Annotated in this window: 13 protein-coding genes; 8 read left to right on the forward strand and 5 right to left on the reverse strand. The window is 64.4% G+C overall.

Annotated elements, in window-relative coordinates; translation table 11 throughout:
• The first annotated feature begins 325 nt into the window (after positions 1-325).
• The 3 genes from AWB67_RS12320 (at position 326) to AWB67_RS12330 (ending at position 5,115) form a co-directional block, all read left to right on the forward strand.
• A complete protein-coding gene (locus tag AWB67_RS12320) occupies positions 326-3,874 on the forward strand; it encodes an ATP-binding protein (RefSeq protein ID WP_125477586.1) in 3,549 nt (1,182 codons plus the stop codon).
• Positions 3,875-3,980: 106 nt separating this feature from the next.
• Positions 3,981-4,529 (forward strand): hypothetical protein, encoded by a 549-nt coding sequence (locus tag AWB67_RS12325; protein ID WP_235025124.1) that lies wholly within the window; start codon positions 3,981-3,983, stop codon positions 4,527-4,529.
• 319 nt (positions 4,530-4,848) lie between these two features.
• Entirely contained in the window at positions 4,849-5,115 is a 267-nt protein-coding gene (locus tag AWB67_RS12330) for a hypothetical protein (RefSeq protein ID WP_087656516.1), read from the forward strand.
• Positions 5,116-5,137: 22 nt separating this feature from the next.
• Here the strand turns inward: AWB67_RS12330 and AWB67_RS12335 are convergent, their stop codons facing one another.
• The 3 genes from AWB67_RS12335 to AWB67_RS12345 form a co-directional block, all read right to left on the reverse strand.
• A complete protein-coding gene (locus tag AWB67_RS12335; RefSeq protein WP_087656517.1) occupies positions 5,138-6,019 on the reverse strand; it encodes a DMT family transporter in 882 nt (293 codons plus the stop codon).
• Positions 6,020-6,096: 77 nt separating this feature from the next.
• Positions 6,097-6,282, reverse strand: a complete 186-nt coding sequence (locus AWB67_RS12340; protein WP_087656518.1) for a hypothetical protein — start codon at positions 6,280-6,282, stop codon at positions 6,097-6,099.
• A gap of 114 nt (positions 6,283-6,396) precedes the next feature.
• Positions 6,397-7,371: a hypothetical protein gene (locus AWB67_RS12345; RefSeq protein WP_374729814.1), complete on the reverse strand. Its 975-nt coding sequence runs from the start codon at positions 7,369-7,371 to the stop codon at positions 6,397-6,399.
• 285 nt (positions 7,372-7,656) lie between these two features.
• On the opposite strand from AWB67_RS12345, the gene AWB67_RS12350 reads away from it, so the two are divergent.
• Positions 7,657-10,110, forward strand: a complete 2,454-nt coding sequence (locus AWB67_RS12350) for a glycogen/starch/alpha-glucan phosphorylase (protein ID WP_087656520.1) — start codon at positions 7,657-7,659, stop codon at positions 10,108-10,110.
• 30 nt (positions 10,111-10,140) lie between these two features.
• On the opposite strand, the gene AWB67_RS12355 is transcribed toward AWB67_RS12350, so the two are convergent.
• Entirely contained in the window at positions 10,141-10,548 is a 408-nt protein-coding gene (locus AWB67_RS12355; protein WP_087656521.1) for a DUF6232 family protein, read from the reverse strand.
• Between the two features lie 202 nt (positions 10,549-10,750).
• On the opposite strand from AWB67_RS12355, the gene AWB67_RS12360 reads away from it, so the two are divergent.
• Together AWB67_RS12360 and AWB67_RS12365 are read left to right on the forward strand one after the other, a co-directional pair.
• Complete coding sequence (locus tag AWB67_RS12360) at positions 10,751-11,119, forward strand: YciI family protein (protein WP_087656522.1); 369 nt, start codon at positions 10,751-10,753, stop codon at positions 11,117-11,119.
• Positions 11,120-11,144: 25 nt separating this feature from the next.
• The gene (locus AWB67_RS12365; protein ID WP_087656523.1) at positions 11,145-11,537 is read left to right on the forward strand and encodes a VOC family protein; all 393 of its coding nucleotides are present in this window, start codon (positions 11,145-11,147) and stop codon (positions 11,535-11,537) included.
• A gap of 51 nt (positions 11,538-11,588) precedes the next feature.
• Here AWB67_RS12365 and AWB67_RS12370 read toward each other — a convergent pair whose 3' ends face one another.
• Positions 11,589-12,218, reverse strand: coding sequence for a kinetochore Spc7 family protein (locus AWB67_RS12370; RefSeq protein ID WP_125477587.1), 630 nt, complete (start codon positions 12,216-12,218; stop codon positions 11,589-11,591).
• A 433-nt stretch (positions 12,219-12,651) separates the two neighbouring features.
• Here AWB67_RS12370 and AWB67_RS12375 point away from each other — a divergent pair, with 433 nt between their 5' ends.
• Entirely contained in the window at positions 12,652-12,948 is a 297-nt protein-coding gene (locus AWB67_RS12375; protein ID WP_087656525.1) for an ArsR/SmtB family transcription factor, read from the forward strand.
• A gap of 86 nt (positions 12,949-13,034) precedes the next feature.
• Positions 13,035-14,096: an alkene reductase gene (locus AWB67_RS12380; RefSeq protein ID WP_087656526.1), complete on the forward strand. Its 1,062-nt coding sequence runs from the start codon at positions 13,035-13,037 to the stop codon at positions 14,094-14,096.
• The last annotated feature ends 21 nt before the right edge of the window (positions 14,097-14,117 follow it).

Here is a 14,117-nt window from a genome sequence, read left to right on the forward strand (position 1 = left end):
GCGGGCGTGGCTTGGGCGTAAGAGTGGAGAATCCCCCGGCCTCGGTTGGGGGATTCGAACAAGGCGAAGTCTTCTTCGGCCACGATTCCGCCGCGCCCGGCATGACGATCAATGGCTTGTAGGCGTAGCGCCCGATGGCGCGCTGAACATTCCGCTTACGGCGCGATACGTGCGCACGACGGGGACGCTCGCAGCGGGCCCGGTTAAGGCGCTCGCCATTTTCACGACGTCTTATATCTAGCGGCCGATGGGCAGTCGCATCGCCGTTTGCCGTTCCACAAAATAATTTGAGACACTGGCCGGACCGATACTCCAGGCATCCGGCTTGTCTCGTTTCGCCTTTCTCTCCATGCGCGGCGCGCGTTTCGTTTTTTGCGCGCTGCTCTTCGCCGCTTGTTGCGGCCTTGCGCCGGCGGCGCAGGGCGGGTGGGTCGTGGGCGCGGTGCCCGGCGCGGTCCCGCCGCTCGATTTGAGCGGTCAGCCGGCTGTTGTTGGCGCGCCGAGCGCAGCCAGCACGCCGCCGGGATTTGGCACGCAGGCCGCAGCCGGCACGCCGCCGGTGTTCAGCACGCAGGCCGAAGCCAGCACGTCGCCGCTATCCACCGCGCAGACCGCAGCCAGCACCCAAACCGCAGCCAAAATGCAGTCCACCGTGCGCGGCATCTCAGCCGATTTCGCCGCCGAAATCGCGAAGTCGCTCGGCCTGGCGCTCGAATGGCGCGTCTATCCCGATCGCCGGTCGATGCTGGCCGCCCTCGCGCGCGGCGAGATCGACGCTGCGACGACCGCCACCGGCAATGACGCCGGCCCGCCGGTCATCCTTTCGCGTCCCTACGTTCCGACGAAGCAGGTCCACGTCGAGTCGCGCCAGAAGCACGCAACGACCGGCCGTATCGCTTACGTCGAAGGACAGACGTCACCTGAACGGGTGCGCTCGGCCTATCCCGCCCTGCGGCCGACGGGCTATCGCAACGTCGCGGAGGCGCTGCTGGCGGCATCGATCGGCGATGCCGATGCGTTCGTCGGCGATTACGTCACGACGGCCTACGCGATCGATCACTTCGCGCTGACCAGCCTCGCGATCACGGGCTTCGCGCCCTTCGATGAAGGCGGCTATAGCTTTGCGTTCGCGTCTGGGCGGCCGGAAGCGGCGGCGCTGCGGGAACGCGTCGATAACGCGATGGCTGGGCTGCCGCCGCGTTTCCTGCTCGAAATTCATGCGCGCTGGGGTGCGACGGGGACCGCCGTCAGTTTCGACGAGCCGCTCGTCTTCACCGGCGAAGAACGCGCGTGGATCGCCACGCATCCTGTGGTCCGCTATTCGACGCTTGCGCGCGCCGCGCCGCTCGCATTTCGTGACGCGAACGGGCGCGCGGCGGGATCGGCGGCGGATGTGCTCGATGCCGTCGCACGCTTGACGGGCTTGCGGTTCGAGGCGCGCATGCACGCCTCGACGGAGGAGGTCGACCGGGATCTGCGTGATGGGTTAGCGGCGTTGACGCCGCTGGCTCGGGGGGCTGTGGTGCCTCTTGCGCCCGACGCGAGCGTCGCGCCAGGTGCGCACATGACGAATGTCGCTTCAGCCGCGAATGAAGCGGCAGGGACGAACGCCACGAACGCCACAAACGCCACAAACGCCACAAACGCCACAAACGCAAACACCGCCCCCGGCCCATCTGGCTTCTACACCCGCCCCTACGGCGAAGGTTTTTTCGTAGTCGTCACGCGCGCGGGCGCCGCGCCGCTGCGCGATGCCGAAGCACTCACCCACGCTCGCGTCGCTGTCCCCGCCGGCCTCTTCGTCGCCTCGATGGTGCACAATCGACTGCCGCAGGCGAAGATCATCGAGACACCCACCTTCGACGCCCAGTTCGCCGCCGTCGCGAAGGGCCGCGCGGATGCCGCCGTCGCCGACATGGCCTTCGCCGGATACGCCGTCGCGAACGCGTATCGCGGACGGCTCGCGATCACCGGCGCCTTCTCCAACGAACCCGTCCCCTACAGCTTCCTCGTCTCGGCGCGCGAGCCGATGCTCGCCAGCATCATGAACCGCGCGCTCGATCACCTGCAGCCCGCTGAACTCGATGCAATCCGTCGCCACTGGGCGCTCGGCGGTCATCCCGAGACGCTCTGGGAGCGGCGCCGCCCGCAGATCGCGCTCGGCGCCGCGCTCGCGTTTGGCGTGCTGCTGCTCCTGACCGGCTGGGCGGTGTCGCTGCGCGCGCAGATCGCACGGCGGGTCGCGGCGGAGGCGGCGATGCGCGCGGCCAAGGAGGAGGCCGAGACCGCGAACCGCGCAAAATCGACCTTCCTCGCGACGATGAGCCACGAAATCCGCACGCCGATGAACGCCGTCCTCGGCCTGCTGGAACTCGAATTGCGCAGTCCGGGCGAGCGCGCCGCCACCGAACGCTCGCTCGCGATCGCGCATCAGGCCGCGCGCGACCTGCTCGGCCTGATCGACGACATTCTCGACGTCGCGAAACTCGAGGCCGAGCGGCTCGTCCTCGCGCCCGCGCCGGTCGAACTCGATGCGTGGGCGGCGGGCGTCGTAGCGATCTACGGGCCAGCAGCGCGCGGGAAGGGCGTTGCGCTCGTCGTCGAAAAAAGCGGGGAGCCGGGCCCCGTCTGGGTCGAAGCCGATGCACAGCGCCTGCGCCAGGTGGCCGGCAACCTGCTGTCGAATGCGATCAAGTTCACGGCCGAGGGCGGCGTAACGCTTCAATACAGCGCCGGCGATGTCGTGGACGGTGCGCGCGAGGTGCTGATCGCGGTGTCGGATACGGGCATCGGCATGACGGCCGCGCAGCAGGCGGCGATCTTCGCGCCGTTCGTGCAGGCGCACGCGGACCCTGTCGGCCGGTATGGCGGCACGGGCCTTGGCCTCACGATCTGCCGCCGGCTCGTGACGATGATGGGCGGCACGATCGAGGTATCGAGCGAGGCGGGGCGCGGGAGTTGTTTCACTGTGCGCGTGGTACTGCCGGTGGCACCGGCGGTGGCTCCCACCGCACCGGAACCGGCGCTGCAGCCGGACGGGGCGGGGCTCGCGGGCCTGTGCGCGCTCGTCGTCGACGATCATCCGGCCAACCGGCTCGTGCTCGGCAGCCAGCTCACGGAACTGGGGTGCGCCGTGCGGACGGCGAACGATGGTGCAGAAGGCCTCGCCCGCTGGCGCGCGGAACAAGCGGACATCGATCTGATCCTCACCGATTGCCAGATGCCCGTGATGGACGGCGTCGAGATGACTCGCGCGATCCGGGTGGCGGAGGCGGCGGGAGCAGATGGGCCGGTGCCGATCATCGGCGTGACGGCGGACGCGCAGCCCGAGATGGCGGCGCAGGCGGTCATCGCGGGGATGACTGCCTGTCTCGTCAAGCCGGTGGGGATGGAGGAACTTCGGCGGGCGTTGGTGATGGCGGTGGGAGGAATTCAGCGTGGGCTGCGACGACCGGAGGCGCGAAACCAGGCGCAGTCGCAACCTTCGACAGAAAGGCAACCCCACGAAAGCCCGCAAGCAGAACACGAGACCCCCTTCGACCACACCCTGATCGACGGCTACGGCCCCCAGGCTGCCACTCTCGTCGATGCACTCCAAACCGCCAACGCCCAAGACTTCGACGATGCCCGCGACGCCTTTGCCCTCTGCGACTACGATCGTCTGCGCGAGACTGCGCACCGGATGAAGGGCGCGGCGTTCGTGGTCGGCGCGACGCCGTTTGCGCACGCGTGCGTCGCGCTTCAACACGCCTGCCAACGCGCACTTGACGGCGATCGCAACGGCGAGGACGACGAGCAAATCGCGGCGGCGTTCCGCGAGTTCATCGAAAGAGGTGCCGCGCTCGACGCCGCGCTGTCGCAACGCGTGATGTGAGGCGGGCGAAAGCCCGCGTGTGTTTTAATTGAGCCCGCACCCGTCTCAAAATCCGACCCCACGATCCAATGACCCCGCGTGCAACCCGCGCGCTTACATCCGACGCATGAATCGAAGGCACACCGAGGCTCATCCGCCGCGCCCGGACCGCGCGCCCGGCGCGGCGGCTCCATCGCGCCGCACAGCCGCCCGATATCGCGCGCTCGCCGCAGCCCTTGCCGCGACGCTCGCCGCCGCGCCGCTCTACGCGCAGCGCGCCGAGTGGCTGGACCCGCGCATCTCGCAGACGACGATCGTCGATACGATTTGCGTCCCGGGTTACGTGGATCGGGTGTCGCCGTCGTTCGACGTCCAGATGCGACAGAAGGAGCGGCTGCTCAAGCAGCGGGGCGTCGATGCCGCGGTGGCGTCGGAATTCGCGCTCGATCACCGGATGCCCGTGCTGCTCGGCGGCCTGCCGAGCGCGGCCGCCAATCTCGACCTGCGTCCGTGGGAAGGGCGTTCCGGCCAACGGCGCAAGGAGCGGCTGACGGTATTCCTGAAACGCTGCGTCTGCACAGGCGATATGACGCTTGCCCAGGCGCAGGCTGCGATCGCCGGCGATTGGCCGAATCGCTATCCGAATCTGTCGAGTTTGACTTGCTCGGGGTCTTGAACGGCGCTGCGTCTTTGTCTCGAAATAATCGGGACAGTGTGCCGAAAAAATAGTCTCCGACCCGGCCGATCAAAACACATCCCCGCCCCACAAGCCTCTCCCGCCGCCCGGCACAAAAAGTCAAAATGTCGCATACCAAGGGCCGTCGAGATAGCTAACATGTAGTTGTCTTAAAATAATTTTCCGGAGCCGCGATGACCTTTTTGACCCTCGCCGTTTTGCTCGCCGGCGTCAGCCTCGCGTATGCGTCCCTGAGCCGTCGCAAAGCGCTCCAGCCGGCGCGAATCGCGCGGCGTGTTTATCGCGATCGGTGAGCGCCATGCATCTGCTCGTCTGGAACCTGCCGCGCCGCTGCGCCGCGTCCGAGGTCCGGCGCTTTCTCGAAACCGAACTGGGCGGATACGTAGCGGAAATCGCGGTCTACGGCGCGGGCACCTCCGACGCCTACGCGCAAGCCAGGCTGACCACCGACGTGCCGTACATCGGCGAGGCGATTGCGCAGCGCCTGTGCCATCAGCGTCTGCGGGACGTGCCGCTGAAGGCGCGCGCGTCCGTCGCCGGGGATGCATCGACTCGATTGCATTGAAGCGCGATAGAACGGAACACCCCTATCCCGCGCGCGCCAGCATCACCCCGATCAGCGCGACGGCGAACCCCGCCACCTGCACCGCGCCCAGCGTCTCCCCGAACGCAAGATAACTTTCAACCGCAGCCAGCGGCGGCGCGAGAAACAGCAGCGCCGTCGCGCGCGATGCGTCGCCGCGCCGGACCATCCAGACGAGAAGTGTCGTCGCGACGCCCGACAGCATCACGATCCCCCACGCGAGCGAAAGCCACGTCACCGTCGACGCCACGAAGCGATGCTCGCCGAGCGCCCACACGAGAACCCCCGCGACGAGCGCCGCGCCGATGTTCTGCAGCGCGCTCGCGCTGCGGATGTCGGCGCTGGCGAGCGACGTCTTCTGATACAGCGTGCCCGCCGTGATCGCGACGACCGACAGCACCGCCACCGTCACGACGAACCACTGCGGCACGCCGCCCGACGCGTGCGCCGCCTGCGAGCCGCCAGAAGCGATCTTCGGCGAAAGTACGAGCGCGACGCCCGCGAGTCCCAGCGCGAGACCGGCCCACGCGCGCCTCGACAGGCGCTCGCCGAAGAGCCGCGCCGCGATCGCCGCGGTCAGAAGCGGCTGCAGCGCCCCGAGCAGCGCCATCACGCCGGCGCCGACCCCCTGCGCGACGGCCCAGTATCCCGCGCCCAGATAGACGCCCTGCAACAGCGCGCCGGCAAAAAGATGCCGCGCGGCGTCGCGTCCGCGTGGCCAGCGCACGCGCGCGATCAGCGCAATCGCGACGAACAGCAGCGCCGTGCCGCAAAAGCGCGCGAGCAGATAGAGATTGGGATCGACGTAAGGCGTGATCGCCCGGGCGACGATGAAACCCGTCGACCACAGGAAGACGAAGACGGCGGCGACGAGGAACGTGACCATGACGGCGAGGCATCCGGGGGAAAGCCGCAGTATCGGCGGGGCGGGGTGCGCCGTCTTGTTCAGCGCTGCAATGACGTCTATTCGATCGAAAAAGTATCGAGCGGCTGGTTCGCGCGGGCATCGCCCGCGAAGCGCGCGGCGAGTTGCTCGTAAAGGCGACGGGCTTCGTCGAGCGTGAGATCGATCCAGTATGGGTCGCCGGCGGCGTCGTTCAGGCGCTCAGGCGGGAACTGGATCTCGATGACGATTCCCTTCTTGTACATGGGGAGGCCCTTTCAGGAAAACTCCGAGTCTAGCAACCGACAGGCCCGCGATTACGCACCCGCAGGAAAGACAGCATCAAGCGCGGACGGGTTGACGCATCGGCTCCGTGCGTCTCAAAAACTCAACGCGAGCCCGACCGATGCGCCCGAAATGTTCTGCCCGAACGCATAGCGCCCGACCAGCCGCACGCGCGAGAACATCTTCGTGACGGCGCTGGTATCGAGTTCGAGCCCGGCACCGAGCGATGTCAGGTGATTGAAGCCGAGCACGCCGGCCTGGCTGCCGAGATATGTCGAATGCGACAGTTCGAGCACGTAGCGCAACGGCTTGTGCAGCACGATGGCGCCGGTCGGCGCGCGCCAGCGCGCGTAGAGATTGACGGTCTGCGCGTCCGAACTGCCGCTCGCCGCCGACGATCCCGCGAAGCTCTGCAAATGGATATAGCTGTAACGCCACTCGACGTCGATTTCATAGGCTTCGCGCACGAGTTCGTAGTCCAGCATCACGGCGCCGCCCAGTCCGTACACGCTCAGCGAACCGTTCGTCAGGAAGTCGATGTCCTGGTCCACATGTTGATTGATGTAGAACTGCGCGGCCTGCGCGTCGCTCACCGCCTCACCGAGCGAGAAATTGAAGATCGGCCGGAAGACGAGCGTCTTGTCGGCGTTCAGCGGAAAGTCCCAGCCGATGCCGCCCGTCGCGGATACGTTGGTCCAGCGCGTCGGCAGCTTGCGGCGCTCTTCGCCGTCGGTGACGACGAAGGTCGGGTCGTAGCGGCTGCCGCCGATCGCGCCTTCCAGATAGAGCGGAAAGCGCTTGCTGAGCGTGAAGCCGCCGCCGACTTGCGTGAGCGCGAGGGAAGGGTTGCCGGTCGTGCCGTCGCGAATGCTGAGCGAACTCGCCGAGAGATCCGGCACCGCCGAGTAACCCATCAACGCGAGCACGGTATCGGAGCGCTTCTGAATGTTGCCGCCGACGACATGAAACTGCGGCCGCGTGGCCTCTTGAGCGCGCGCCGCGGAGACGAGGCACAAGCAGGTAAGGACGCCTGCGAGCAGCGCACGCGGACGGTTTTGTTTAGTAGACACGGCGCCCGTCGATGTGAACGTGAGGATCGCGAATCATAGCGATGACCGTTCGGCGCTTTGTGGCTAATTGTTGCAGCAGCGTGTCGGGCGGCCGCGCGACTGGCGAAAAAATCATCGATTCGCCGCGCATACCAAAAAAAATAAAACTAGCGTAACCTGCACCTTCGTCCTCGCGACGACCGGCTGGCGCGGCTCGCCGCCTTACATTCGTGCATGCGGGCGAATGGCGGCACGCGGACTGCCTCGTTGCAGAGTTGCACAAGTTGTAAAAAACCGGAGGCTTCGATGACATCCGTCGACCTGGAATTCGACCAGCTCAACAGCACTGTCGATGCGCTGCGGCGCTCCATCTCGAACCGCCTGATGTACGGCGTCGGCAAGGATGCCGTGACTGCGCAGCCGCGCGACTGGCTGCACGCGGTAGAGCTCGCGGTGCGCGACCGGCTCGTCGCGCGCTGGATGCGCACCACGCGCCAGCAGTACGAACAGGATGTGAAACGCGTCTATTACCTGTCGATGGAGTTTCTGATCGGCAGAACTTTCACGAACGCGCTCCTCGCCCTCGGCATCCACGAAGAGGTGCGCGACGCGCTCTCGGGCCTGGGCGTCGACATCAACACGCTAGAGGATCTCGAACCCGATGCAGCGCTCGGTAACGGCGGCCTGGGCCGTTTGGCTGCGTGCTTCCTCGATTCGATGGCGACCGTCGGCATTCCGGGCTTCGGCTACGGTATTCGCTACGAGTACGGCATGTTCCGGCAGACGATCGTGGACGGCAATCAGGTCGAAACGCCCGATTACTGGCTGCGCGCCGGCAATCCGTGGGAGTTTCCGCGGCCGGAAGTGGTCTATCTGGTGCATTTTGGCGGCCGCACCGTGCAGTACGACGACCGCACCGAGTGGATCGAGACCGAGCACGTCAACGCGATGGCCTACGACACCGTGATTCCCGGCTACTCGACCACGGCGACCAACACGTTGCGCCTCTGGTCCGCGCGCGCCACCGACGAATTCGATCTCTCCGCGTTCAACCAGGGCGATTACCGGCGCTCGGTGGAGGCGAAGAACACGTCGGAACACGTGTCGCGCCTGCTCTATCCCGACGACTCGACGCAAGCCGGCCGCGAACTGCGGCTGCGCCAGGAATATTTCTTCGTCTCCGCGACGATGCAGGATCTGATCCGCCGCTATCAGCGCACGCATTCGCATTTCGGGCGGCTGGCGGAGAAGGTGGCGGTTCATCTGAACGACACGCACCCGGTGCTCGCGATCCCCGAATTGATGCGGCTCTTGGTCGATACCCACCACGTGCCGTGGGACAAGGCGTGGAAGCTCGTGCAGCAGATGTTCTCGTACACGAATCACACGCTGATGCCCGAAGCGCTCGAAACGTGGGACGTCGAGATGCTCTCGCGCTTGCTGCCGCGCCATCTCGAAATCATCTTCGACATCAACGCGCAGTTCCTCAAGCAGGTGACGGAGAAGTTCGGCCGCGACGTCGATTTGATCCGCCGCATCTCGCTCGTCGACGAATACGGTCAGCGGCGCGTGCGCATGGCGCATCTGGCGATCGTCGCTAGTCATAAGGTCAATGGTGTCTCGAAACTGCATTCGCAGTTGATGACGCAGAACATTTTTTCCGATTTCGCGCGCATGTATCCCGAGCGCTTCACGAACGTGACGAACGGCATCACGCCGCGGCGCTGGCTCGCGCAGGCGAGTCCGTCGCTGTCGTCGCTGATCGACGCGCGGCTCGGGCCGGCCTGGCGCAGCGATCTGTTCGAGCTCGCCCGGCTGCGCGAATGGCGCGACGATCCCGAGTTCCGCAAGCATTTTCACGACGCGAAGCTCGCGAACAAATTGCGGCTCGTCGAGCGGGCGAAGCGCGAGACCGGCGCGATCATCGATCCGAATGCGCTGTTCGACCTGCAGGTCAAGCGCATCCACGAGTACAAGCGGCAATTGCTGAATATCCTCCACGTGATCGTGCGCTACAACCGCATCCGCGAGGAGCCGGAGCGCGACTGGACGCCGCGCGTCGTGATGTTCGCGGGCAAGGCGGCGTCGGCCTACAAGATGGCGAAGAACATCATCAAGCTGATCAACGACGTCGCGAAAAAAATCAACGCCGATCCGCTCGTCGGCGACCGGCTGAAGGTGGGTTTCATTCCGAACTACGGCGTGAGCGTCGCCGAGCTGATCATTCCGGCCGCCGACCTGTCGCAGCAGATTTCGATGGCGGGCACGGAGGCGTCGGGCACGGGAAACATGAAGCTCGCGCTGAACGGCGCGCTGACGATCGGCACGCTGGACGGCGCGAACATCGAGATTTGCGACGCGGTGGGGCGCGAGAACATGTTCGTGTTCGGCCACTCGACGGACGAGATCGAATCGTTGCGGGCGGCCGGGTATCGGCCGAGGCAGATCTACGAGCAGAATCCCGAGCTGAAAATCGCGCTTGATCAGATTCGTCTGGGACACTTCTCACCGGACGAGCCGCATCGCTTTTACGACATCTTCCATACGCTCGTGGATTGGGGCGACCATTACATGGTGCTCGCCGACTTCGAGAGCTTTGATCAGGCGCAGGCCGAAGTCGACCGGAAATTCCTCGACAAGGACGCGTGGACGAGAAGCGCGATCGAGAACGTCGCTGGGATGGGGATCTTCTCGTCGGACCGGACGATCGCGGAGTATGCGAAGGAAATCTGGCACGTCGAGCCGCTCAATCTGGGGTGAGCGGGGTGTTTTGCGGCGTTTCGGCCTATGTCAGGCGGCCGGCGCTGACGTGTTACGCGCGTGTTTTTCGATCGCCTCGTGCACAAGTCTGGCGAGGCGGTCGGCGAATTCCCGCTCCTTGGTGATGATCACTTCGCGCTCGCCGTCGGGCGTCGTCACGAGCAGTTGGTAAATGACGTCCTGCGTGATCCACGAGAGATAGCCGACCACGGCGATCATCACGCCGAGCACGAGCGCCGCTCCCGATCCGATAAATACGCCGCCGACAACCGCTGCCAGGCCAACTACGCCCATGATGATCGGCAGCGGCTTCTTGCGGTCGATCCGCACGACGCGCGCCGAGCGCAAATCACGCAGCGGAAACATCTGGCCAGCAGCGCTCAGGCCCACGCGCGACAGCGTGACGCCGCGTTCGTTGAATGGAGGTTCCGTTTGCATTGGGTTCCGAAGGTAGCGTCCGAATCAAGCGCGCAGGTTACCAGAGTTGGGTGGTTTTTCGCATCGCGCGAAGTGGCTGTTCGGCGACGCGTTGCCCGAAGCTGCGCGCATAAATCGCACGTTCGCTAAAAATTTTCCCGCGATGTGTCGATTTGGCCGCTCGTCAAACGACGTTCCAGTGAGCCCACTACTGGAGACGTCGATGAAATATCTCTGCCTGATCTATCTCGACGAACGTAAGCTCGACGCGTTTTCGTCGTCCGAATTCGACGCGCTCGTCAAAGAATCCCTCGACAACGACGAACGCATGCGCGAAAGCGGCCATTACGTGACGTCGAATGCATTGCAATCGACGCAGGCGGCAACTTCGCTGCGGATGCAGGACGGGCATGTTTCAGTGACGGACGGGCCCTTTGCCGAGACCAAGGAGCAGCTTGGCGGGTTCATCCTGATCGAGGCGCAGGATCTGAACGACGCGATTCGCGTGGCATCGCGGATCCCGCCCGGGCGGCTCGGCGGCGTCGAACTGAGACCCGTCCGGGACCTGAGCGCTTGGGGCGCCATCGATTGACCGCGAAAATCAAAGGAGCGAGACGATGCAACCTGACTTTCTCAAGACGAGTCGCGCGTTCAGCGGCTATTCCGCGAACGATATTCCGAAAGCTAAGTCGTTCTATGGCGAGACGCTCGGCCTCGACGTGTCCGAGTCCAACGGAATGCTGACGCTGCATTTCGCGGGTGGCAGGGACGTGCTGATCTACCCCAAGCCGAATCACACACCCGCTACGTTCACGGTGCTCAACTTCCCGGTGGAAAACGTCGACGACGCCGTCGATACGCTTTCGCAGCGAGGCGTGCGCTTCGAGCACTACGACGAGCCCAATCTGAAGACGGGCGCGAAGGGCATCTGCCGGGCGAGCGGCGGCCCGGTGATCGCATGGTTCAGGGACCCCGCAGGGAACGTGATCTCGGTGCTGGAGGCTGGCTGACGGCGCAGCGGGCGGCGGGGATTGGCGCCGCCTGCAGCCGGGCCGCACGCGCTACAGGCCGAATCGCTTGAGAAACACCGGAAGCAACTGCGCGATGAATACGGCGGACATCACCCACACAATGATGGCATTCTTGGCGTCCGACACGTCAGTATTCGTCGCGTAGTTCGACTTGATGACAGCGACGTCGGTCTTCACGATTACCATGTCCGACTGCAAGACGGCTACGTCGGTCTTCAAGACGGCCACGTCGCTCTTGAGTGTAATGACGTCCGTTTTCAGTACGACGACGTCCGACTTCAGTACGGCGACGTCCTTCTTCAGCACGGACACATCTGTCTTCAGTTCAGCGACATCTGTCTTCAACACAGCAACGTCTGTCTTGAGCACAGCGACATCGGTTTTCAAGACGGCCACATCCGTCTTCATCACGGAGACATCGGTTTTCAGGACCGCGACGTCGGACTTCAGTACGGTGACATCGGTTTTCAAGACCGCGACATCTGCTTTAAGCACGGAGACATCGGTCTTCAAGATCGAAACGTCCGTCCTCAGCACGATGACATCGGCTTTCAGAACCGAGACGTCTGTCTTGAGAACGTTCACGTCGGTCTTCAATACAGAGCCGTCAGCCTTCAAGAGTCCGATATCCTTCTTCATCACAGCGATATCGCTCGTCACCGACGGCAAAGCTCGTTCAAGACTCGATACTCGTTTAACGCGTTGCATGGTCGGTGGCTCCTTTCCTGTTCCATTCGTTGAAGGGCCGCCTGCGTGAGGGTAAATCCTTTGGAGCGTTCCCATGTCCAGCCTCGATCCTATCTCGATCCACTATCTCAAAAAAGTCGCAAAACCTCATATCCCTGGGATCGAGTCAGTTCAAACATCAATGTAGTCATCCTGACGTTCGTCAAGACCTGAAGCGCAGTGCAACGGCGTCAGTGTACGAGGAATGAGGCGTCGAAAACCGTCATTAGCCATCCGGCGGAGGCCCGTTATCAGCGCAGCGCATACCCATATACCCTTACTCAGAACAATGCCAAAACTTGCATATCGGATTTCTTCGATATATATTTCGGTCCAAGACGATTTAGAAGACCCCGTCAGCACCCAAATGGACATCGACGCAATTCACAAGGCCCTCGCCAATCCGGTCCGCCGCGAGATTCTCGCGTGGCTGAAGGACCCGGAGGTGCATTTCAGCCAGCAGCATATGCCGCTGGCGAATGGCGTCTGCGCGGGTCAGATCGACGAGCGCTGTGCGATGTCCCAGTCCACCGTTTCGGCGCATCTCGCCACGCTGCACAAGGCGGGACTCGTCACGTCGAAGCGGATCGGCCAGTGGGTCTTTTTCAAGCGCGACGAGGCCGTGATCCAGGCGTTCCTGGACCACATCAACAAGGGCCTCTAGACGCTCAGGCTCGCGCCGATCGTTCAGCTTGCAGTAGCTTTCGAAACACTTCCAGATAGCTTGTAAATCACTTAGGATCACTAGCCATGACAACTCTTTTCGACCCGCTCAAAGTAGGCGCGCTTACGCTTCGCAACCGCATCGTCATGGCTCCGCTCACGCGTCAGCGCGCGGGCGTCGAGCGCGTGCCGAACGCGCTGATGGCCAAGTACTACGGCGACCGTGCAGCCGCCGGGCTCATCCTCAGCGAAGCAACGTCCGTCACGCCGCAAGGCGTCGGTTATGCCGATACTCCCGGCATCTGGTCGGATGAACAGGTCGAAGGCTGGAAGCTCGTCACGAAGGCCGTACACGACGCTGGCGGCAAGATCTTCCTGCAACTGTGGCACGTCGGCCGCGTCTCGGACCCGGTGTTCCTGAACGGCGAACTGCCGGTCGCGCCGAGCGCCATCGCGCCGTCGGGGCATGTCAGCCTCGTGCGTCCGAAGCGTGAATTCGTGACGCCGCGCGCGCTTGAAATCGACGAGATCCCGGGCATCGTCGCAGCTTATCGCAAGGGCGCGGAAAACGCGAAGCGCGCGGGTTTCGACGGCGTCGAAGTGCACGGCGCGAACGGCTATCTGCTCGACCAGTTCCTGCAGGACAGCACCAACAAGCGCACCGACATCTACGGCGGTCCGATCGAAAACCGCGCGCGCTTGCTGCTCGAAGTGACGGACGCCTGTATCGAAGTGTGGGGCGCGGACCGCGTCGGCGTTCACCTCGCGCCGCGCGCCGACTCGCATACGATGGGCGACAGCGACCGCGCCGCCACCTTTGGCTACGTGGCGCGCGAACTCGGCGCGCGCAAGATCGCGTTCATCGCGGCGCGCGAGTACGTCGGGGAGGACAGCCTGGGACCGCAACTGAAGAAGGCTTTCGGCGGCGTCTATATCGCGAACGAGAAGTTCACGAAGGAAAGTGCGCAGGCCGCGCTCGATCGCGGCGACGCCGACGCCGTCGCCTGGGGCCAGCCGTTCATCGCGAACGCGGATCTCGTGCGCCGCTTCGAAGTCGATGCCGCGCTCAACGCGCCGGACGCGTCGACGTTCTACGCGCCGGGCGCCGAAGGCTATACCGACTATCCGATGCTGGAAACAGCGGATTGAGTTATCGCTCGCTTCAAGCGC

Source organism: Caballeronia terrestris (genome assembly GCF_001544515.1).
Taxonomy (GTDB): domain Bacteria; phylum Pseudomonadota; class Gammaproteobacteria; order Burkholderiales; family Burkholderiaceae; genus Caballeronia; species Caballeronia terrestris.

Bases quoted from the DNA above. Each gene is read 5' to 3' on its own strand.
- AWB67_RS12330 (WP_087656516.1), top strand. From the start codon at position 4,849: ATGCATCTGCTCGTCTGGAACCTGCCGCGCCGCTGCGCCGCGTCCGAG.
- AWB67_RS12350 (WP_087656520.1), top strand. From the start codon at position 7,657: ATGACATCCGTCGACCTGGAATTCGACCAGCTCAACAGCACTGTCGAT.
- AWB67_RS12380 (WP_087656526.1), top strand. From the start codon at position 13,035: ATGACAACTCTTTTCGACCCGCTCAAAGTAGGCGCGCTTACGCTTCGC.
- AWB67_RS12355 (WP_087656521.1), bottom strand. From the start codon at position 10,548: ATGCAAACGGAACCTCCATTCAACGAACGCGGCGTCACGCTGTCGCGC.
- AWB67_RS12340 (WP_087656518.1), bottom strand. From the start codon at position 6,282: ATGTACAAGAAGGGAATCGTCATCGAGATCCAGTTCCCGCCTGAGCGC.
- AWB67_RS12360 (WP_087656522.1), top strand. From the start codon at position 10,751: ATGAAATATCTCTGCCTGATCTATCTCGACGAACGTAAGCTCGACGCG.
- AWB67_RS12365 (WP_087656523.1), top strand. From the start codon at position 11,145: ATGCAACCTGACTTTCTCAAGACGAGTCGCGCGTTCAGCGGCTATTCC.
- AWB67_RS12335 (WP_087656517.1), bottom strand. From the start codon at position 6,019: ATGGTCACGTTCCTCGTCGCCGCCGTCTTCGTCTTCCTGTGGTCGACG.
- AWB67_RS12325 (WP_235025124.1), top strand. From the start codon at position 3,981: ATGAATCGAAGGCACACCGAGGCTCATCCGCCGCGCCCGGACCGCGCG.
- AWB67_RS12375 (WP_087656525.1), top strand. From the start codon at position 12,652: ATGGACATCGACGCAATTCACAAGGCCCTCGCCAATCCGGTCCGCCGC.